Raw genomic sequence first — 22,661 nt, 5'->3', positions numbered from 1 at the left:
ACTTCCGTCAGATCCTTGGGCGCATCATACGAATGACCAAAGATCAGTCACCTGTCGCTAATATGTACATGTTGGCAGAACCAAACTTAGTAGAATTCGCAGAACGACTGAACAAAGCAATTCCGGGCACTTACAACTACCAAAAAACAGAAGAATTGCTAAATAGCATAGACACCCCAAGCTCAACAAATGGTGGTAGTCGAGACTCTTACAGAGACGGCATTTTAACACCAGAAACTAATCTTGGTGAATTTATCTTGAGTAACGATCATGAACTATTGAAACAGACATGCTTGAATGAACTGGCAATGTCTTCATTCAAATCGAAAATCATTTCGTATTATTTATAGGCTCACTCTTACACCAAAGGATTGGTTCTTACCTAACCAATATTTTTTTAATGTGCGCTCTTAACCCCCCTTATTTCACAAAGAGCTTCAATAGTAGTATTTCCTTATAGCAGCAATGGTGCTGCTCAGTTAATAAAGGAAACATACAATGTCTCAATTCGAAAGTGACTACGAACAAACTCAAGATGATATTGATAATCGCGCAGACCAACTAAACCCAAACAATGACTCATATTGGCAGTCTCGTGGTGAGGAAGAAAGACCAGAAGATTGGGAGGATCAATAATGCCGACGAATAATCCGAACTGGCCGACTAAAAATGGTAGTGGCAACCCTTCAGGCAAAGGGTGAGGAAATAACCCACCTAAGAAATAGACTGATATACGGCCGCTTAAGCGGCCGTCTCTTTTTCTCTCAAATAGTAGGACAGGTAGTTATCTGCTGAGTAAATTTCTTTAAGCATCCTCTGCTCATCAGTTTTATATTTGACGAGCAGACGGTCTATTGCTTGGCAAATCAAGCAATAAATAAATAAAAGAAGTTGGTCTTCAAAAGCAAAGTTTGAGCAAAATTTTTCCAGCGTTGCAAAGCTAGGTTTAGTTTTTCCTTTACGCCATTCTTTTAGGCGTTCAACTTGTACTTCTAACAAAGTCCGACCTGTTTCCGTACTTTCTTGCTGAATGGGTACATACTGAGCTAATGTTCGAAATGAAACGCCAGTGTCTTCTTTGATAAACGACATGAGTTTACCAAAGTAGCATTTACCATCTGATGCTAGAATTTTAACCAGAAAACTATTGTGTTGTTTTATACCTTCTTGATGACGGTGCTTCCAATTAAGAGCAACTAGATCAAAGGCAGCGAATAAAGACAAATTGAAGTCTTGCGTAAAAAGTCCCATAGCTTCTATTTCGTCTTGGTTCGCTTGAATATTCTGTTCTAAAGAAAGCCTCTCAAATAATTGGATAACTATATTTTGTTGTTCTGAATTCAAAGCAGTTTTATCGATAACTGGACGATAAAATTCGGCAATTAGAGTAAGAAGCTTTTGCTCATCTACACCTCGATGGTTAGAGCCCCATTCACGCTGAGCTTCATACTCAGTACATCGCCTTTCGATAAAAGCAATGAGAGGCTGTAGAAAACTCGTGTCCTGAGCAGCTGACTCAAACCCCGCTGCAAAGCTTTTAATAGCTGCACGCCATAAGGTCTTAAGATCGTCTGTGCTAGTCCCTATCGGAATGAAGTTATCAAGATTGAGGTTGAGCTGATCTAACAGTGTAAGCATAGGAGCGAGTGCCTCATCTGCTTTTTGTTCAGACACTCCCTTTCCCGACAAGTTATCAAGGCTACGATCACTAACTTTCACCTCTTGCCCAAACAAGGCAGCAAGAATTTTTATCTGACTTCGAATGGAGGTAGGAAAGCCAAATAATTCTGCGACCTCATCAGGAGTCTTTATAAAAGGGTTTTTCTTTATGATTGGTTTGATGACTACTTTTTCACTACTCATTAGCTTAATCACAAGATGGTATTTGAAAAGGGTGGACTATCAGAGCCTTACTACATAATTCATGATATTAAAATCTGATAAAACAATAGGCGTTTATGAGGTCATATTATACTTCAGGATCTAAAAATGGTGCAGCGTAATTAAAATATTCTTCTTGTGGTGTACGAGCTACATTCCACATTTTTTTGTGACCTGCTGGCCTGTCTCTTTGATCAGCATGGGTAAGAATAAGTCTCCTCTTAGCCCGAGAGACTCCAACAAAGAAAGCGCACCTCTCAGCTTCGGGTTTCCCGAAGAATATTTCGTTCTCTACTGCCATGATTATTACTGAGTCAAACTCCAATCCTTTGCTCTTATGAATAGTCAAAATACGTACAGCTTGGTCATCAGAAAAACGAGTCAGAGCTTGCGGCAAATCAGAGACAAGTCCAAGCAGTTCGTCAATGCGAGCTTTTGTATCACTCAAGACTTCACCTAACCTAACATGAGACTCATAGTCAGGTGATAGAGCTACAAGGGTCTCTATGCCTATTTTTTTTAAAAAGCGCCGCACAGCATCCCACCATCCCGAAAACGGTTCATCCAAACCGGCCATAATGACTATTTTTCGCTGTTGTTTGAAGAAGCTTTGAAAGTTTTGCCTAGCACTAGACTGAACCTCATCATCAGCGAAGGGAGTCAATTGATTCATAAGTCGAATCCAGGCTTTGGGCTCTCGCTGGCCATAGAGGCAGGACAAATAGTCAACAACGAGTCGTGCAACTGGCTCGACAGTAATATCCTGCATCTGATGTTCGTTTCTGTATGGTATTCCTCTAACTTCCAAAGCGGCCATAAGTTGGTTGGCGTAAAGCTCGGGTTGCTTAGACACTAATACAGCAATTTCGGATAATGGAACTTGTTCGTTTATCCAAACAGCAACCAAATTAGCCAAGTAGTCAGCCTCTACCTGAGCATTCTCGAATTGCCATGCGAAGACCTCTCCCTCTTCACCAGCAAGCTGGTCTTCTGGCATTACAGAAGTGGGATCGAGTGCACGAATTATTTCATTCTGCATCCGAAGTAAGCGTGGTTTTGAGCGAAAGTTTCGATACATATTGAGTGGAACAGCAGCAAAGTCCTCTGCGAATGTTTGAAAAATACCATCCAGAGCTCCCGCCCATCCCATGATTTTTTGTTTGGTATCGCCTACAGCCGTGAGGCGAATACTAGTGCCTTGGAATGCAACTTTTACAAGTTCATACTGTTGATCCGTGCAGTCTTGGAATTCATCCAAAAAAACATCGCTGTAAGTTTGTCGTACGGCATTTCTTGCAACGTTAGAGATCTGAAGAATTTGAATTGCTAACGGAACAAGAGCTTGAAATGTAATTTGCTTTCTGGCAATTTTTTTGTCGCCAATCGTGAAATCCACATCAAGAGCATCATCACCAGTAAGCACAATTCGGAAGCGATCAATAATACGCTTTGCAAAAGCATGGAATGTGTAGCTATCAAAACGAGAAGCTGATTCTTGACCACTACGACGACGAATTCTTTCTTTTAAATTTTTGCTTGCGTCAACCTTGAAAGAAATAGCTAGTATCCTCTTCGGATAACGGCAGGTTCCAGTCCGTAATAGGAAATCAGCTCGCTGCGCGAGCATTTCTGTCTTGCCTGCACCTGGTCCAGCCGTTAGAGCAAGGCAACCCTCTTGCACTTTTGCAGCACGTAGCGCATTGGGCTCAAGTATCAGCCCATCCGCAGGTAACCAAGCATTGATGGAGATCATTCTGGCAAACCTTCAAGCATAGAAATTACAGCATCCGCGAGTTGTTTGAATGATTTAGGCATGTTCGCTAATAAATCCTTATCACTAATTTGAGCCAAGGCATCTATATGTGCAGCAGGCTTACTACCCAGTTTAAAGTGCTTGTGATAAGTAGAGAAAAGATTTAACTCATCATCGGAATATTGAGACGAGTCATAGTGGCTCTTGCCCAAAACTGCTGTTATAACAGAGCTACTGGGGGCTTCCTGCTGAACAGCATAAGCTTTTGGAAAAGAAATGAGCATTGAAAAGTCTAAATCCAACGGGTAGGAAAAAAATACTCCTCGTTTCCTCAATTCCTTAAAGTAGTGAGGATAAGCACGTACTTTGTGATCATCATTATTCCACTTGGGTATTCTATAGTCCTTAGGAAGTACATTGTCAGGTTGAAAGTCTGCTATTTTATCATTTACATATTTTAACCTTCCCCAGCCTCCCTGATATCTAGCCAAGTCCAAATCAAGAAGCGTTAGATAGGGAATTTCCAATCCAGATAACAAACGCCAAAAATGGTTAACATGCCGACCGCCTAAAGGAGCAATCGTGACCGCAAATTCATCTACAGCCACACCTTTTGCACTGAGAATACGTGGAAGCACTAGCTCTTCGCTATCTCCTTCACCTAAAACAACCAAACGAGAGAAGAAAACCTCAGGGAACGCCTGAACGGCTTCACGAACAAATTTGTGCGCTTCATCAGATTTTTCGGGTAATTGGATATTCTTAACTATTGTTTGTCGAACTTCGGTTAGTCGAAGGTAGCGAATTTTTTCCGGATCGACACGTCGCAACATTGAAGGTGCATGGGTAGCAATTAAAGCTTGAGCGTCTTCATTGCATGTCATGGAATTCAGAGCAGTAACAATCCGGCCCAGGTAATGAGGTGACAGGCTGTTCTCAGGTTCCTCAAGAGCAATTAAAGTAAAGACAGGTGGGCGTAACTTCTCTAGATCAAATGAGTCGTCTTCACCAGAAAGAACGGCACGTCCAATTGCTTGAGAAGAAAGTACTAATGACAAGTAGAGCATCGACTTCTGGCCGTCACTCAGTCGTGAAAAATCAACAACTTTCTCATTATGACCAGGTGAAAAAGACACAGATAGATGACGAAGTAGCATCTCTATTTCTGATGCCACAAAAGTAATCTTTGGATCCGTGAAATAACTACCTTTATGAAGAGTTCCCCATACTTTTTTTAATCGGGAACTAAAAGCATTAACTGATGGATTGGCCGCCAAACTTTCACTAATATGATCAGTTAACCCTTTGACCTCTTCACGCTCATGTTCCCAATTTACAGCCCGCAGCAGGCGACCAAGCAGAGCGTTTGTTCCATATTTAATATGGTCTGTGGGATCTCTACGGGCTGGCAGATAGTGAACCTGTATGTGATTTCTCTCAGACCTAGGAACAGTTTGAGGGTTTAAAGGAGAGCCATCCGGGCCAGCCTCAAGAACATAAACAAAAGTCTCTTCAATATCCCCGTCCAACCCCATAGTAGCGGTTAAACGATATCTAACTCTAGGAATGCCATCAGGACGATCAAGGCGCATGTGGTTAAAATGAGGAGCTATAGTCGAGTTATCTCCCTCGTCATCCAACTCGGGGAACTCGAAGTCTGCCTCAATCCACAGTAGCCTTTCTTCTGGTAATTCCTGTTCATTATGCGGAACATGAAAATCTGATCGCTGAATACGGCGCAATGATGGATCAAAAGCAAATAGTCTGCACAAAGCTTGAAGTACAGCTGTTTTTCCTGAGCCATTGGGGCCAATTAAATAAGTAATATCTTCCAATGTAAGCTCTGTGGGCTTTAAACCAAAACTTTGAAAGTTTGAAATCCGAACGCTGTGTAGGTTCATCCCTATACCTTATTTTAGTAACTCTGTTTGAAATAACTATAAATCAATTGTAAGCTTTAGATCATGCTATGTATAAACTTAAACGTCATATCTATAAGAAGAAAAAATAGAATCACTCTCAAAATTTAAAAGCACATTCTTTAAATCAATTATTTTGTCGAAACAGCCGTAGCTTAACTCTAGGGATTATATAAAAACCTATCTTAAATAGGCCTGAATTAAGCCCAGCTATCTATCAATAATTTTATTCAATTTTTTTAAAATCCGTTACCCCCATTTCATGTAGGTTCTCTTCAAGCCACTGGTTTAACAAGTCAATTTGAACGAACTTTGTAGGTACTTCGTAAGGATGGGAAAACATCCACCAAAAACTATACTTACTAACATATAACTCTATAACCTGGCTTAATTTTTGTGTTTCAGGTGCTGGCCAATTTAAAAGAGATCGGATTAAATCGAAGTTTGAATTTAAAAAATCTCTACGTTTTTTAATTTTACATAAGTGGCTTTTACCCTTTGATTGATCAAACATTTTATCTCTTAACCTCTTTGAGTCTTTAAAACAAAACGCAGGTTGTGTATATTTACATTCAATAGTGAGCCAAATATTTTTTGTAGGCCAGTATGCAAGTACATCATAGTCACCAACATCTTCCAAACTAAGTTTAGAGAAGCGGCGCTTAAAATCAATTCCAGAAATATAGTAAGGCGCAAACCTTGATGTAATTTCAGAAGATACTACCTCTAATTTTTTCTCTAAGCTTTCTTTAATATTTCTAAGTGATTTATCTATTTTTATTGAACCAAGATCTGTTGGTAAAAAACCTTCTAAAAGGCTTTCTCGCCATATGTTTTTTGCTTGGTATACTGAATGAGCACCCCAAATAAGCATATTATCATTTAAAAGAATAATCGGTCTAATAGTATAACGATGAGGTCTTTTATTATGCTCCCATATTGGAACATCAGACTCGAAAATATCTTTTCCTGTAAGTTTTCTTGTTTTTTCAGGATCTAACGTAAGAAAAAGCAAAACTTTTTCAATTTCCAAAACATCAGAATCCCTTAAAGTTTTTGAAATGATAGATAAAACATACTCTTTTTCAAATTTATATGAATACTTTGGAGTATTTACAGATGAAAAATGAGTCCATCTTGACAAAACCTTTAAAACGTCGAGCATTAATATAAAGTTAAAACCAAATTCTTCTAAAAAAGCCAAACATATATCATCAAGTGATTTTTCATCAGAAACTTCGACTCTGTCAGATTTCTTACCAGTTAAACCTAGTTTTAAACTTGCATCATGCTCTTTATAAAGAGTTTCTTTATCCTTTCTTTCTTCTGAATAAAATACTTCTGGTATATACTCATCATCAACAACAATCCCGCCTTTTTCAATATCATTATGCAAGACATCACTAGCAGAATACAAAACCATTAACCAGTCAACTTTCCCCAAAATAGTAAGAATATCATTTATAGATGGAATTTCACTTCCAAACTCTTCCTTACCAACACAATATTCTATTAAGTATCTATAATTCTTTGAATCTTTAGTTAAATTTTCAGATGATTCATATTGGGCTGAAGTTCGATCAAATGAAACCTCATGACTCAAACTTTGCCTTAATCTTTCTTGCTTATTCTTATGATAATTAATCAAACTTTCATTCTGTTCAATAAAAAAAACTAAAAGGTCATCCCTATCAAATCTTTTTAATTCTTCGTGTATTTTTTTTCTGTATATTTCTTTAGCATTATCAATTATTTCTTTTGCGGCCTTCAAATCATAACGACCTGGAGATATATCTAGATCTTTAAGAATGAAAGCGACCTCTTTCCTTGCAGTTTTGTAATCTTTTCCAGAAGCACCATTATAAAAACTCTCGTTTGGAATTGATATATGCTTATCGACTATATTTACATTTATCCTAGGAGGTCTAGATGAAGTTTCCAAAACTTTAGAGTACAAGGATTCATCTAATTTATCGCTACAAATATGGAACTCTAAGTTTTTTAGAATTTCACATGTACACTTAGCTTGAAATGAAGCGTCCACAGGCTTCTGTAAAGAGTCAAATATTAGTTTTAAATTTAAAGAAGCCTTAAAATTATCATCTATATCAGAAAAATAAAATTTAGAAAAAACATCACCTCCTAAAAAACTCTCATTATTTTCATTTAAATCAGGATTAACCAAAAAATCAACATCAGCTTCACATTGAATATGTATAAACTCTCTATCGAAAATAATTTCATTAGATAATATTTCATTTCGCTGCTTAATGGCGTCAGTAAAACATTCTAATGATAGCAGCAACAATTCAATATTATTCTCATCTAATTTACTATTTTTAAGGTTACAAAAAAAGTGTAATTCACAACATCCTATAACCGTATACCAAGAAACCCAAAAATCAGTTTTAGATAAAATTGATTTTATACCGCCATAATTATCACCGATATTCCATGACAAGTTTGAAACCGGAATATATTTTGGAGCCACCCGCCAATATTTCAATAAGTAATCATACCTCCATTCACAACCATAATGAGGATCTAAAAAAATCTGATTTGGTGTTATAGCACCTCCGACAATTACTGAATCCGAATTTTTATATGCTGCTAATTTATCTATCATCCCAGCCATTAAGAAAATAGAACCATCCCCATCAAAGTCCATAATATCTAATAGCGAGTCACTTTTTTCATAAGATGAAATCAAAGTTATAAAGTCACTTAAAAAAATAGCGTACGCAGGTTTTTTAGGCATATCAAAAGGCAATATAGAAGGGGTAAGCTCCATAATTATAAACAATATTTTTATATTTCCTTTTAAAAAATCGCCCCCTTCATCGACTACAAATCTTTTTTTATTTTCTATATTTAAAAAATCAAAATCTTCTGCATTTGAAAATTCGCCAAGCAATTTATTAGATAAAAAATCAATATTCTCGCATTCACTATATAATATAGGAACAGGTATAAAAAAATTATTTTCAGATACCATCATACTTGGAAAAAACCACTCTGGGTTATTCTTTTCTTTGAAAAAAATATTAGGACCAGGAATACTTTTTTCAACATTAGAGTCTATAAATTTAGATAATGAGCATAACTGATCGTACTCACCAAGTATGACATTATAATTAGTGCTCCAGTGTTGAATTATTACACTTGAAAAATTCCTGATAGACATAGGAAATAATTTATTTTCAAACTCTAAAAACAATTTTTTCTGCATTTCTCCCTGACTTACTAAATCGTCAAATTCGTATTCATCAACCATACCCTTATCATCATCCAAATTAATGATATAAGGATGAGAAAGCTCTTTTATAAATTTGTTTTTATTAATTTTTTTGATTGCATCTTTCACATTTTCCCAAAACACTTTAGTTGGTATGGAAAGATAGCCAGTTGTTATATCACTTACAACACCTGCATTTTCTTTATCAATAGCGCTTATAAAATCAGACTGGGTAACTAGAGCCATCTCCATTGATTCTAATATATCAGGATGATTTGCATATTTAATTTCAAATGCCTTAATATAATCAGTTATTCGCTCTACAAATCCACCAAAAAAAACAGGGATCACTCGACCATTAAAATCAGAAAATATATCTCCCCAATCAGCTTCAGGCACAAAATCTTCCGCAGGGAAACTAGGCAGTAAACGATAAACAGTACTTATAAAATCAGTGAATTGCGAGTAGTTATTTATTTCTTTATTGCTTTTAAATTCATTAACATCCATTGAGATCAATATATTCCAAGCCAACTGATGTTTTATATTACTTGATCTATTTGGAATCCAAGTCTCTGATGTAATAATTGATTGAATAACACTTTCAAAGCTATATTCAGAAAAAATTCTTCTCAACGAAAAAACTGCATGATCATAAGACCCCAACTTAGAAGTATTTATTTTTTTAGAAAGTTTAGATTTTCTAGGCTTTTTATTAGATTTAGACATTTAAATTCCTTTTCCATATCTGATTATACTTCTCAGACTTTACTAGACGATAAATTTTAGCCCCATCGAATGGGTTTATAATATTCAAACTTGCAAGTCAAAAAGAAAGCTATTTCTTCGACTTGCATTGCTGCTGGCCGCAGTAAAAACCATGAAATTCTCCTTGCTTCCTACGATATGTATTTCACTCTCTGAACGGGTAAAGGATATATACAGCCATGCGCGATCGACGATTCTGCCAATGATCACTCGTGGAAATTGTGAACCTTAGGCCTTATGTAGAGTGATGGCGTAACCCAGCTCCATGCAATCCAATATGTCTTGTGTGATTTGTATTCTCTCACCACTATCATGTGTCACATCACCAAAGTATTTTTCAGCTGACTCATACGAGATGTTCCCTTCAGAATCAATGCCACTAAGAATGCCAAGGCTGCCATTGTGAATGCATAAGTCGTAGAAAAGACATTTAATGCTTTTGTATTCAATGAAGCTTGGTTGTCGTGAAATATCTTTGAAATTAGCCATTCGTACTGATGCCAACTGGGAATTTCCTTATCAGATGACACCCAAACTCCTTTATAAACTTAACGCCTCGTTAAGAGGCAAAAAATTATTGGCTAAAACTAGCGACGAAGTAGAACAAACCAGCTTTTTTCCTTTTAAACGACTTGCTAAGTGCCTTTCTTCATATTTTCATAGATAGAAGCTGAAACCTTATATCTTGGCATTCTTGTGACTGAGTATTATATGTAAAGTTAACTCTGTAGAATGGTCTAGTATAATGATCATAATAGACGTTGTCCTCATCCAATTCTTGATTGTGAAGACTAGCTATAGAGGTAATTGCAGCCTCATGATATTTGTGCTCAACTATAGGTATTTGTAATCTAACAAATACAATTCTCATGTCAAAGAAAGCATCAACACCCACATTTCCATCTTCTAACAATGAAACAGACTGGATAAGTAAATCTTCTAGACCTTCCATAATATAAGCATCAATACACTTAAATAACTTTAACGTTTCCGTATATTCTTTTTGCATCAGAGATCTATCAAAAATACTTTTATCTACTTCAGATAAATAATTAAGACCTTTTACTTCAAGAAACTTTTCAAAATTATCGTATGCAAAATCAGAAAACTCATAATCTTCACTTGGAAGCTCAACACCAGCAGACTTTAAGACTAATAACATTGACTCTGAACTCTGCTCTGGAAATTTAACACGAAAAGCGCCATCTTTATCAAATCGGGCCTCTCCTAATAGTCTAGCACCTTGCCCATTTGAAGATGTCTGGATACCAGCTACATTTTCTGGCCAATGATTTTCTGGCCATGGCGAATGTACTGTTGATAATAGTGATGTCCAAACTAGAGAAACGTATGTAGGGCCTTTTGAATCATCTTGGCCTTCTAAACAAGAGGAAATAACACCCACTACTCTTCCTTCTGCATTAAACACTGGCCCTCCACTCATACCGCCTAATGCTTGCATGGCAACCTCTATACACGGTCCATTAATATGGGAGCCCCTGCCTTCTAAATATTGCTCAGTTACGAGTCCAGAAGTTATGAAGAATGATATAGTGGGTACACCATCATTAGATATTTCTCGATAGCCAGTAGCCCAGAGTCGTTCTCCGATTTTAGGTACGGATGCTTCAATAGGAGCAAATAAATAATCATTTTTATCAGTGAATTTTGAAAATGGTGAATACGATAAAATACCAACATCACTATATTTTGCTTCTGGATTTTGAAAGGGAATTAATTCAATTGATATTTTTTCTTGAGCCGAGAAGTCTTCTGGCGTCCAAATTCTCATGTTGCTATCATTAGGAAACGTAAATAGTAACGCATGCTTCTTTTCAGTTTCTTCAATAACATGAGTCGCGGTAAGACAAAGTCCTGGAGCAATCATGATACCGCTACCTATAATGGATTGTTGTTCACTGTCTATAAAACCAATTGCAACTATTAACCCTTGAAGGCTCCACAACTCCTCTTCACCAATTCCATCAATTGGATGAAACTCTGGACGGATCCATTTACAAGCTCGATCTAAAATATTACTTACAGGACGTTCAATCATTGTTTGGAATGAGTTTTTCAAGCTTACCTCTAATAGTATTAATTTCTATGGTGTACAGCTGTAACATAGAGTACTACAAAATTATCTATGATCCTGCACGAAAGGAGTCTATTTCCTTTCTTTTCCCAAATGAACCTTTGGCCATGATCTTGATAAGAGGATAGTAACTATTTCTTAAATCAATAATCTAAGAGATCAGAGTTTAAATATCACATTTAATGTACAGAAAGAGTATTGCGAGCTAAATTTTTAGCTTACTCAAGAGTAGATTGGTGTGTTTGCCTCTCATAAACTGTTTCAGTCTCAGGTGTTGAAAAGCGCTTTCGGGTCTTCTTGGCTCTAGGCTTGCTTATGGCTATAGAAATTATGCTGTGGGTTTATAGTCTATAGCACTTAAAACAGTTAATATGATTTTTCAAACTGTTCAAGGAGGAACACATGGAACAACTCAAACGATTGCTCACAGATTTAGAGCGTATTTCATTTCAAGATATATCCGAAGTACCTAAAGAAAGGCAACACGAAGTTGCTGAGCAGATAGAACAACTCCAAGATATCCTTTCAACACTAAGTCCATTTAAGGAAAACACTTTCAAAACTCTCTAGTGCTAAGTTGGGAGGGGCTATGCTTTTTTATGGTAGAAAGTATAAAAACCGCAGTCTAGCTTTTGTAACTGCAGGGGGGTAGTGAGGAATATCAGCCATTTATGGTAAATTACAACTATCCTCAATTCTGTAAAATTGAGGATAGCTTAGCTTAGGGTTCTGGGGAAATAGTATCGAGTTAATCAAGCTATAAGCATGATTAACTTCCAATGTATTTCAAGTATTGGAGGATTTTAAGTTTAGTCATACCAAAGCTAGGTCTGAATGGTTGATGTAGCAGGCAAGCTGATGACTTAGAAAAGGGAGACTAATACAACTAAGTTAGTAAACCTGATATCCATTCTTTAGTGGCCTTCGAATCAAACGCTTTTCTTCCGTACCCTGCGTTTAACAAATCTTCAGGCAAATAATCGTCATACTTTTCAATCATTTTTTGTTGTAATGAAAGTATTTTAGCCAACTCTGTTTCATCAGGCACCCCATCTATTATGATATCCATAAAGTAATCCTTTAAGGCATCGAGACTCGCATTCTGAACTTCGATAACACCAGCAAAATTACTGTATACATACCCGCTTTTAATTAGCAAAATAGTAAGAGTATTAACTACTTTATCGCCCATCCATGAAAAAATATAACAGTGCTTACCACTTTGATATATGGGCTGATTTTCAAGATTGGCTTCTTTGAAAAAATACGCTCCTTCTTGAAATAACTGACTTCCGATCTTATCCACAAAATCTATTTTCTGATTACCAACTTCAATACGATAGTCACCAGAGCAATAGATTCTTAACATCTCTTGTCGAACTCTGTCATGAATCGACATGCCGCTACCGTTAAATTTTGGAGGTTTACCACCTTTAGTAGAAGTCACATAGATTACTTTCTTTTCATCATCAATATCAGTTACCTTCCATCTACGACCACCAAATATGATGTGCTGACCTTTTAAAATTAGTGAATCAACTGGTAACGTTCCTAGAGTTTTACTTCCGGCAACGATACGGAATTCCTCTGGTGTTTTAAAAACAGCATAGAAAGTATAGGAATTGGTAAGGCGCTCACCCTCAATCCCTAAAACCAATTCACCGCTATTAAGTTGCTGTATTAGTTGGACGGTCCCCATATGGGACAAGAGTTGTTTAAAGTGCTGAATTGATATTTCTTTGAATGATCCTTGCTCACATAATAAAGAATAAAGCTGGTCTGCTCTGACGCTTCCCCATTGAGCAATGACAGCTAGAATCTGGTGTAAAAATGTAGAAAAATGCATTTGCTTTGTATCTGCTGGTTCAAACCAGTTATCTACAATTAATAAGCGTATCATTGCTAGTGATTGAACAAGCTCTAACCTAAGACCATCTACTATATTAGATTTATCACTCAGTTCATTTTCTGCGATAAACATTCGTAAAATGGAAGGGGTATTTCTTCTACCGGATCGACCTAACCGCTGACGTAAGCTTGATACTGAATGTGGAGCAGTAACCTGAATGACAGAACTCACTTTCCCAATGTCGATACCTAGCTCTAAAGTCATAGTACAAATAGCTGTAGTAGGAAGAGCTTCCTTTTGCAATCTGGCTTCTAAATCTTCTCTGAGTTCTTTAGCTAATGAGCCGTGGTGTGGGAAAAACTCATTCGGTACAACTTGTTGCTCACATAAATCACTTAACTGTGCAGCAATGCTCTCTGTACGACTGCGGCTATTGGCAAATACCAGATGTGAGTCGCCTCTACAGAGCCTAAATATTTCCTTGCAAATCTGCTGTTCTGATGAGGTACATGTATCATCAGCCATAATATCTACAGGTTCTAAATATCCTTTAACCTGAACTTTAATAGTGCTTTGGTGCTGACTACTAGTAATAGTTTCACAAGGCAGACTTTTATTCGGCCTAAGAGAAAGAGGTACTTTTTCAAGCTCTCCTAGTGTCGCACTTAAAGCAACCCGTGGAATAGGATTAGTAATTCGACCTATAAGATGCTCTAGGCGAGTAAGCAGAGAAAGTAATTGCTGACCTCGCTCTGTTCCGATAAACGCATGAAATTCATCAATAACAATATATTTAAGGGATGTGAAGGATTGTTTTACCCATCCAGGCTCTCTGACTAACAGTGACTCTAAGGATTCTGGGGTAATTAACAGAATACCAGAAGGATTGTTTCTGGCTTTCTTCTTTTTGGACTGAAGACTATCACCATGCCACGGCGTAACTTGCAAATCCAACATTTCGCTTAAACTCTCGAGCCTGCGGTATTGATCGTTAATCAGTGCTTTTAAAGGGCTGATATACAAAATACCAAAGCCGCTTTTCTCTTCAGCAATTGCACTACATGCTGGTAGAAAAAAAGCTTCTGTTTTACCTGCCGCTGTTGATGCGCTAATTAGCACATCTTTATCACAAGCTAGAATCGGTATGATTGCCCGTTTTTGGATTTCTCTTAAATCAGGCCACCCTTGGTTAAACAACCATTTCTGTACACGCTTATCAAGAAGTTGATATTCATCTGTCATAATTTGAAATCAGCTAGTCCATCAGATTTCGTTGTTTCTCCAGCTCCTTCGTCTACAAAAATTTCATCTGTATTACTTGGATGATCTTCCTCAATAGCAATAGATTGAACTAACTGCGACCATTGCATAGAAGGGTTTTGCTCTAGTACGGCCAACATATCTAAAAACGCTTTGATAGTATTTCTCGGCGTTCGAAAATAAGCATCTCCGATAGTCTGGCTACAATGCTGTAGAAATGACTTGAGAGCATCATCTGGAACAAGGTATTTAGAAGTATCACCTTCAGCAAAAACATGGCGTAAGTTCTTCAGAAGAATATAAAGTTCTTCTGGAGTTAAACTCGATAGGTGAAGTGCTGGGGAGGAGTAATCAATCACACCTGCTCGCTTTGCAAAGCTGTTTTCAGCTAAACGGGATTGTAATGCATCATAGCTATATAGTCCTCTACGAGGATCTAATAAGAACTCCGGAGTTCCACCCAATAAAAAACCTAGATATTCAGCTGAGCCTTGAAGGCAGTCATTTAGCATTCGTAGAATCTGCTCATAGTTGGATGTACGCGCTTGTGTACTGCTTAATTTGTAAAGGTTAACCATCTCATCTAGATTAACAAGTAAGCCTTCATAGCCAGCCTGACGTACAAATAGGCTCATAAGTTTTAAAGCATCATAAAAAGAATTGTCAGAAATAATCGTTCTGACATCAAGATCCCTTCTCGCATCTGTCTTAGTGGTGTATTCAGCTCGCAACCAACGAATAGCATTTGATTTTAACTCATCATTATCTTGCTCATGACCGTTCCAGTAAGCATCAATGACTTTTGCAAAATCATACCCGCCAACCAGTTCTGACAAAGAGGCTAACTTTTGATGTATTACTGTTGAAACGCTGATATCTTTTTCATCTGCTTCTTTACGAGCCTGAGTTACAAACCGCTCTACAACACTGGCTAATGCATTTCCATCCGGTTTATTACGGGTTGCTAGGTTCTTCATGAGCTCAGAATACAGGTTCCGTGCCTGACCTGAAGAAGCATGTACTCGTCGATCCGGTGAAAGATCTGCATTGACTGTAACCAGCTTCTTTTCAAGAGCAATGGAACGCACTACGCTTAAGAAAAAAGTTTTCCCTGAGCCATAATCACCAATGATAAGTCTGAATGCTGCGCCACCCTGAGAGATTCTTTCAATATCCTTATACAACGCTTTGACTTCATTGCTTCTACCTACCTGAATATGCTGAATCCCAATTTTGGGAGTCACCCCCGATTTCAGTGATTGAATTATTGCGTCACGTTCTTTTAACCGGATACGTTTTTCCATAAGTTTAACCTTCTATCTCTGCTACGATTTCCTGATCAACATAAATAGCATCACCATCATCTTCAAGTACAGCTGCATCCACTTTATCAAAAGACCAGTCATTAATAGTTTCCAATGCTCCGCCAACCATAAGACCTAAATCTCCGCATAGCGATTCCACTTCGTCACGAGACCATTTATCTTTCCGTATCAGGCTTTCAAACAAGGCATAATGCTGTTTATCAATTCCGGCTTCTTCCTCTATATTAAAGCTATCGTCAGTTGAGTCATCGGACTCTCCTGTAGATTCGTCTTCCACAAATATTGCACCTAACATGCTTTGCACATCTTTGGTTTCTGATTCATGAATCGCTAGGATATTTTCATCTAACTGGAACGAAGTAAGAGCTGACGAAGTTGTTTCTGACGGAGAGCTTGAAGATTGTAAACCACCTTTACTTGATGACATTCCATGAATGTCACCTGTAACAAGGGCTTTATCAAGACCTAGCAAGGTATAAAGTTTTTCAAGCTGTTTGATTTCTTCTGGGTCTATTTTTCCATCGGCCATCGCCACACCAACAAGTATGCGACTAACCGCTGCTTTTTCTGTTTTACCTAATATTTCCAGTCTCGCTTTCAAACCTGTGATATTTGAAGGCGTATTGAGCCTCCAAACTAAGTAGGCGTGTAGTGATTGTTTTTCGGTAGGTGATAGATTGGTACTGTGATCAATAAGCTGTGTTAATAAATTTAATTCCGCCTGATCTACATGCGAATCAATAGCGGCAACCATTGCCCCTAAACGAAGTGCCATACCTACTTCACTATAAGCCTTGGATGGTTCAAAGTATTTGCCGTGTCCTTCAGGAAATAGAACCAGCTTTCCATCTGCACTCGTCTTCGAATGATGGTAACGAGTATCAGGAGCGATGCCATATCCGGCTTTTTGAGCAAGGTTCTGAATTAGTTCAGCTTCCTTTTTGTTGATCTTGGAAGGCAAAGGCGATTTAGTATATGTCCAGAACTCCTCAACATCTACCAACCCTTTTTTTGTTGAAATAGCATCATCTGCCCATTTTTGAAATTCTCCCAACCCTAACTCCGCACCTAAATCACTAAGATCATCAGGCAGTAACAATACAGCTTCAATATCAGTGCGAGACGTGGTTGGTTTAGCAAGGTAACGACTATACGCTTCTAATTCGGTCGTACATTCATCTGCTAGGGCAATCAGCTTATTTACAGGACCTTTCAAATTACTTGGGTCAGGAAGATCTTGTTGAGGGAATGATACGCCACGTAAGGAAGAACTTGCTGGATAATACTCAATCTTTAGTCGTGTCTTATTAGGTTTAACAATAACACCGTTTCCATATTTTTTTGTATAACGTAGTTCAAACATCCGACTAAATTCATAGTCACAGCGCCGTGCCGGTTTCTTCAGATTATAATCTGGATAAAATCGAATCCATGCCAATGCCAGTTCAGCGGGAACAGGCGTTCCTTCACTTACTGTAGTGGCTAAGCGATGTTTAAATAGAAGAGAATCTCTTTGTGGGCTTTTTTCAAGTTCTGGATGTGATACTACTTTAGGGCGTAGTAGACACATGAGTTCCAATAGACGTGTGGCATAATTTGAAAAAGATCGGCTACTACCGTAAATGCTTTTTAAACGTAGTATTTCGTTAAACAAAGACTTAAATTCTGCGTCATCTACGGTCTGCTTAATTGAATCAACAGTAATTCGTCTTTCGATGCCATAGAAATAAATAAATACATAACCTAAAGGAGTATCTGGATCACTTCTATTACCGGATAACCAGTTGAGGAAAGCTCCACGCCCTTTAGGAGTAAGTGAGATGAATTTAGGCCAATAGCCTAAGCTTTCATCCTCATAACTTGACAGCTGATGTTCAATTTTTAGCGAATCATCAACTAATGAGGCTTCCGTTCCATAACCATCTAATGAATTAAGCTGTCCACCAAAATAAAAATTACCTTTAGTAAACAGTTGTCCATTTATGGTGATGGATTCATCTGGTTTTACCCATTTTCCTGAAGTTTTGTTTTTGCTTTTTTCTTCTTCATAACCATAAGAAATACTAAAGGTAGCTAGATCGTCGTCGTCATGATTGCTTTTTGCGACCACTCGATTACTAGTTGTTATAGTTACGTTAATGTCATTTTCGGAGCTTAGTCTATTACTCTGGCTTTTTTGTTTTGAGGAGGTTCCTTTTTTTTTGGTGATGTAGAAAAACACTACTACGATTCCAATTAATAGCCAAAACTCCATGTTAACCTCGATTCTTATATTTTCAGTTGAAATGTGATCTAGTAAAGCATAGAAAGTCCATCCTAGCCCCATCGGATGTATTTATAAACTCAAATTAGCAAATTAAGAAGGTAGCTATTTCTTCGACTCGCGTTGCTACTGGCCTCTGTAATTGCAATGAAATCTTCCTGACTTCCTACGATATGTATTTCACTCTCTGCACGGGTAATGGCTGTATACAGCCATGCACGATCGACTATTCTGCCTTTATGCAATGCAATGATCACTCGTGGAAATTGTGAGCCTTGAGCCTTATGTAGGGTGATGGCGTAACCCAGCTCCATGCAATCCAAGACGTCTTGTGTGATTTTTATCCTGTCACCCGTATCAAGTGTCACATCACCAAAGTATGTTTCAGTCAACTCATCTGAGTCATCCTGTTCTGGCTCAACGCCACTAAGAACGCCAAGGCTGCCATTCTGGATGCCTCTGTGATAAAGGTTCTTCGTAAACAAAACAGCATCATTTAGTCGTAGCTTTAAGAAGAACTCTTCAGAGTACATGGTGAATCTAAGCATTTGGCCATGACTATTTACTGCCGATTGAACTTTGTTATTTATATCAGAGACCATGTTTCTAGTAGGCGCAATAATACGACTATTATCAGGGCTTTCACGATACAGAAGGCAACATCTATCAGTTATATCGCTTCTATTAGCCTCATGGAAGAATATAGAGGCGGTAGAAAGTTTCGGAGGAATCTCTCCCTGATTAATAAGCTTTGAGTACTCAGGGATTCCAGTACTTCCTTCTTGACGCTTCACAATATCCAGCATGGTGTTTGCTATTCGTTTTGAGTGAACGATATCAGCCAATACTTTTCCGCACCCAATAGGCGGCAGTTGATCCGGGTCGCCCGTTAATACGATCCGTACAGATGGGTGTATATGCGTAACGATCCGATACATGGTCGGTAAATCAACCATGCTTGCTTCATCAATTACCAATAGGTTTTTATCGCTACCTGTGCTGTCCAATGGTGGGTTTCTCAAAAAGCCAGCAATAGTCATCGTCGTGAAGCCAATAGACTCATGTAGACGCATTGCAGCTCGACCACTTAGTGCAACGGCATGAATTGAATAACCCATTAAACTAAAGGCTCTAAGCGCTGTTCTGAGCACTGTCGTCTTACCTGTTCCAGCCCCTCCGGTTATACAGGCTACAGCATTATCTAAACATGCTCCCACTGCTTCTTTTTGCTTGGCTGTTAGATCATAAGGTAGTTCTTTGAGGGCCGCACGATAAGCTTGACTGGTTTTTCGGTCATACAAACCGTCAATGTCAGCCATTGTTAACAGGCGTTTGGCAACGGTAGATTCCATTAATAGTTGAGCGGTTGGGTGATACGTCAGAGTGTCATTATTCAGCAGAAATTGAGCTTTATCGTGTCCTGCTTTGCATGCGCTTGCGACCAAATCGTTGTTCTTCAGTAATTTGTTCAGTACAGGTACTAGGTCTTCACGCTTGGTATAGGTATGCCCTTTTTCAACTTGCTTTCGTAGGGCAAATTCTAGGGCTGCACTAAGTCGTCTCTGATCATCAGCCGCAATTTCAAAAGTCCAATTTTTAATAAGGCCTTCAACATCATCAAAGTACATTCCGAATCCACATAGTAGGTAAGGGTTGTCCTGTATTGCGTCGACAGATTTGTCATCATGGAACTTGAGCAGTCGTTGTTGAATTGAAGCTGGAATACCACGCAGCGTCATCCAGTTGGTATGTTTGAGATTTTTATATTTCTCATACCCTTCGTAAAGCGCATCAATAGAATCCTCACTCAAAACCCCTTTAAGGCGATTTCTGGCTTCAAGTGTGTCATTTTGCAGGGTGGAGTGGAAAGAGTTGCCTAGCAACGCCCATAGAGCTCTGGCCTTAACCTCTCCAATCCCTCTAAACGCTTTTTCTTTGGCGATGAACTGTATTAGCTGTTCTCCTGACTCTGGCAGAGTACATTCAACATAATCTGGTACTTCATAGATATGCTGTAGCATTACGTAATCGCCTGTTACCACTTTCTCAATGCGTCGTGCGCCTTTGACTATCCAATACTGCCCAATTGCCGGTTGCACTGGGATTGATTCAGGATTTGCTTTAATAGTAACGAAATATTTACCGCTAGCAGTTTTGTAGGAGTTTTTTTCCAGTGGTACACCGGTGAAGATAACTAGACTAGAAGAACTATAAGGAATGCTAGTTATCCTAACGTGATCTTCTTGAATGGCATTATTCATCGAGGCATGAACCCCATCTCAGACAGAGTTTCAGACAACTCACCGAAGCGTTCCAGGCGAGACTCTAATGCTCTAACCTTGGCTTTAAGTTCGATATTTTCAGCCTCTAATTGAGATAACCTTCTAGACTCCAGTTGCCTAGAGGCTTGGCTAGCATCGTATTTCTTTGGGTTAGACTTCGCTGTTTCAGACTCAGCTGTCAGTTGCGGCAACACAGCACGAGCCCTTAACTCAGTCTCAAGTTTCTCAAGACTTTCTCTTAAAACAGGGTTCTGTATCAGCGCCGACTTTCCACAACCAATGGCCTTTGCAATTTCGCTACGCTTTAACTGACCTCGGTAAGCAATTTGAAGAAAATCATCATCTGATTGGGTCGCTTTCCAAACTTCAAAAGAGTCGACGTTTTGCTGTGCTTTTTGTTGCCCGTTAGCCATTACTTTTCATCCCTTATTCGCATGATAGTTTGTCTGCTTACCTCGAATTCGCGTGACAGTTTAGAAATACTCTCAATTTTGAGGCGCTTACGTATCTGCTTTCTTTCGTTGTCGCTGATTTTGGGAGGCCTTCCCATATGCTTACCGGCTTGTATGGCCGCAGCTCGACCTTCGCTTGTTCTATCATAAATTAAGTCGCGTTCTAGTTGAGCGAAAACGCCAATGAGTGAAACCATTGCTTGTGATAGAGCTGTGCGTTGGTAATTATCTAAAGAGCCATTCAGCATTTTAAGGGAGACATTCTTTTCATGAATTTTATCGATGGTTCTCAAAATAGCTTTTAGGGAACGACCAAGCCTGTCTAGCAATGTTACGACAGACATCGTCATCACGCATATAATCAATCAGAGATTGAAGCTGAACATCGTTATCCTTTGAACTACCGCTATATTTTCCTGAAAATATTTTCTGGAACCCAGCACTCTCTAGGACAGTGAATTGTGAACTCAGTGATTGCGCTATGGTGCTTACACGAGCATAACCAATCAAGTGTGACATCATACGTACCAAAGTTATAACTTTAGTTCATCAGAAGTTAAAGGTGTACTTTTATCAAGTCCATTCAATAAGTACATGTACATTAATAAAGATTAGTCTTTAGTTTATTTTTCAAGATGGGTTTTGGGTGTAGTTCAAAAACTAACCCCATGAATCTTTAAAACATTAGGAATAAACAGCTATTTAAAACTGGAAAAACAGGAGTAGACGTTTCTTTTAGACCAAAACAACCTAATAAGTCGTAAAATAATTCAGATTTAAAACCAGCGGGGGGATGTTCAGAAATATTTTTAAGTAATATACAAACTGAATTAATTAAACTAACTAAACGTTATTATCACAAGATCTGATGCTATGAACACTTAATCCTATTGAATCAGATAATAAATAAATGACACATTAAGAATGTTTATCATGCACTACTAATAGGAGAGGGAAGATAAATATAACCGAGAAAAAATTAATAAAAATTAGGAAAAAATAATTTAAATGGTGCCCCGTACTGGATTCGAACCAGTGACCTACCGCTTAGCTTACCACTATAGTTTTCACTACCACCAAAAGGCTTTGTGGTCTGGACTATCCCTTCATCATACAATCAAGTTGCTTAGATGTGAGCCGTCTAGTCTCTACACCTTCCCATCAAAAAGCTGGGCTTGGCTCGAGATTGCCATTTGTCATACGACAAGAAGGTTTCCTCGAATTTGACTCATTACATTCACAAGGTTTCCCAAGCGAAGCTCCTAAATTTTGTAGCAAATAATTACCACAAGCATAAAGGCGGTTGCTCTATCCACTGAGCTAACGGGGCATATATATTCAATTTGGTAAATTGTAATTTAAAAATTGTAAACTTACCATAACTAACACTCCCTAAATATCTCACTCACTCACTGTTTGGTAAGTTTTAAGGGTTTTATTCTTGCTCTATCCAACTGAGCTAACGGAACAAAGATCATTACATTTCATTTGGTGGGCTATTATAGGGATGGAATAGCAATCGTCAACCAATAGACATAAAAAAGCCCAGTAAAACTGGGCTAAAAATGACTATTTGAAG

15 protein-coding genes and 1 pseudogene are annotated in these 22,661 nt (G+C 38.2%); 3 read left to right on the top strand and 13 right to left on the bottom strand.

All coding sequences use genetic code 11. The annotated features are described in order from the left end of the window. Positions 1 to 350 (top strand): annotated as a pseudogene (locus tag KPL72_RS19625) (hypothetical protein); the annotation flags it as partial. A 148-nt stretch (positions 351 to 498) separates the two neighbouring features. Then, positions 499 to 636 (top strand): hypothetical protein, encoded by a 138-nt coding sequence (locus KPL72_RS19620; RefSeq protein ID WP_024025206.1) that lies wholly within the window; start codon positions 499 to 501, stop codon positions 634 to 636. Between the two features lie 105 nt (positions 637 to 741). On the opposite strand, the gene KPL72_RS19615 is transcribed toward KPL72_RS19620, so the two are convergent. From KPL72_RS19615 to KPL72_RS19590, 6 genes are all read right to left on the bottom strand, one after another. Next, positions 742 to 1,863: a hypothetical protein gene (locus KPL72_RS19615; RefSeq protein WP_219704159.1), complete on the bottom strand. Its 1,122-nt coding sequence runs from the start codon at positions 1,861 to 1,863 to the stop codon at positions 742 to 744. 106 nt (positions 1,864 to 1,969) lie between these two features. Further along, on the bottom strand, positions 1,970 to 3,634 hold the full coding sequence (locus KPL72_RS19610; protein WP_219704158.1) for a UvrD-helicase domain-containing protein: 1,665 nt from the start codon (positions 3,632 to 3,634) through the stop codon (positions 1,970 to 1,972). Further along, positions 3,631 to 5,535 (bottom strand): ATP-dependent nuclease, encoded by a 1,905-nt coding sequence (locus tag KPL72_RS19605; protein WP_219704157.1) that lies wholly within the window; start codon positions 5,533 to 5,535, stop codon positions 3,631 to 3,633. Before KPL72_RS19605 ends, KPL72_RS19610 begins: the two co-directional genes overlap by 4 nt. Positions 5,536 to 5,779: 244 nt before the next feature. After that, a complete protein-coding gene (locus KPL72_RS19600; protein ID WP_219704155.1) occupies positions 5,780 to 9,517 on the bottom strand; it encodes a hypothetical protein in 3,738 nt (1,245 codons plus the stop codon). Between the two features lie 267 nt (positions 9,518 to 9,784). Continuing rightward, positions 9,785 to 10,060, bottom strand: a complete 276-nt coding sequence (locus tag KPL72_RS19595) for a hypothetical protein (protein WP_219704153.1) — start codon at positions 10,058 to 10,060, stop codon at positions 9,785 to 9,787. Between the two features lie 145 nt (positions 10,061 to 10,205). Then, on the bottom strand, positions 10,206 to 11,636 hold the full coding sequence (locus KPL72_RS19590; RefSeq protein ID WP_219704151.1) for a S1 family peptidase: 1,431 nt from the start codon (positions 11,634 to 11,636) through the stop codon (positions 10,206 to 10,208). A gap of 417 nt (positions 11,637 to 12,053) precedes the next feature. On the opposite strand from KPL72_RS19590, the gene KPL72_RS19585 reads away from it, so the two are divergent. After that, a complete protein-coding gene (locus tag KPL72_RS19585) occupies positions 12,054 to 12,221 on the top strand; it encodes a hypothetical protein (RefSeq protein WP_219704150.1) in 168 nt (55 codons plus the stop codon). Positions 12,222 to 12,537: 316 nt separating this feature from the next. Here the strand turns inward: KPL72_RS19585 and KPL72_RS19580 are convergent, their stop codons facing one another. The 7 genes from KPL72_RS19580 to KPL72_RS21525 all read right to left on the bottom strand — a co-directional run bounded on the left by KPL72_RS19580 (position 12,538) and on the right by KPL72_RS21525 (position 21,601). After that, positions 12,538 to 14,742, bottom strand: a complete 2,205-nt coding sequence (locus KPL72_RS19580; RefSeq protein ID WP_219704149.1) for a DEAD/DEAH box helicase — start codon at positions 14,740 to 14,742, stop codon at positions 12,538 to 12,540. Continuing rightward, positions 14,739 to 16,064, bottom strand: coding sequence for an ATP-binding protein (locus tag KPL72_RS19575; RefSeq protein ID WP_219704148.1), 1,326 nt, complete (start codon positions 16,062 to 16,064; stop codon positions 14,739 to 14,741). The genes KPL72_RS19580 and KPL72_RS19575 overlap by 4 nt, the downstream gene beginning before the upstream one ends. Before the next feature lie 4 nt (positions 16,065 to 16,068). Then, positions 16,069 to 18,339, bottom strand: coding sequence for a tellurite resistance TerB family protein (locus KPL72_RS19570; RefSeq protein WP_219704147.1), 2,271 nt, complete (start codon positions 18,337 to 18,339; stop codon positions 16,069 to 16,071). 89 nt (positions 18,340 to 18,428) lie between these two features. Then, the gene (locus tag KPL72_RS19565; RefSeq protein ID WP_219704146.1) at positions 18,429 to 20,609 is read right to left on the bottom strand and encodes an AAA family ATPase; all 2,181 of its coding nucleotides are present in this window, start codon (positions 20,607 to 20,609) and stop codon (positions 18,429 to 18,431) included. Beyond that, positions 20,606 to 21,043 carry a VPA1267 family protein gene (locus KPL72_RS19560; RefSeq protein WP_219704145.1) on the bottom strand — a complete coding sequence of 146 codons (438 nt, stop codon included), beginning with the start codon at positions 21,041 to 21,043 and terminating at the stop codon, positions 20,606 to 20,608. The genes KPL72_RS19565 and KPL72_RS19560 overlap by 4 nt, the downstream gene beginning before the upstream one ends. After that, positions 21,043 to 21,426, bottom strand: a complete 384-nt coding sequence (locus KPL72_RS19555; protein WP_219704144.1) for a recombinase family protein — start codon at positions 21,424 to 21,426, stop codon at positions 21,043 to 21,045. The genes KPL72_RS19560 and KPL72_RS19555 overlap by 1 nt, the downstream gene beginning before the upstream one ends. Next, the gene (locus KPL72_RS21525) at positions 21,359 to 21,601 is read right to left on the bottom strand and encodes a recombinase family protein (protein ID WP_219704143.1); all 243 of its coding nucleotides are present in this window, start codon (positions 21,599 to 21,601) and stop codon (positions 21,359 to 21,361) included. Before KPL72_RS21525 ends, KPL72_RS19555 begins: the two co-directional genes overlap by 68 nt. Positions 21,602 to 22,661: the final 1,060 nt, after the last annotated feature.

The organism is Marinomonas lutimaris (assembly GCF_019426345.1).
GTDB classification, from domain to species: domain Bacteria; phylum Pseudomonadota; class Gammaproteobacteria; order Pseudomonadales; family Marinomonadaceae; genus Marinomonas; species Marinomonas lutimaris.
Note: the sequence above shows the minus strand (reverse complement) of the source record. Positions and strands in the feature narration are given on the sequence as shown.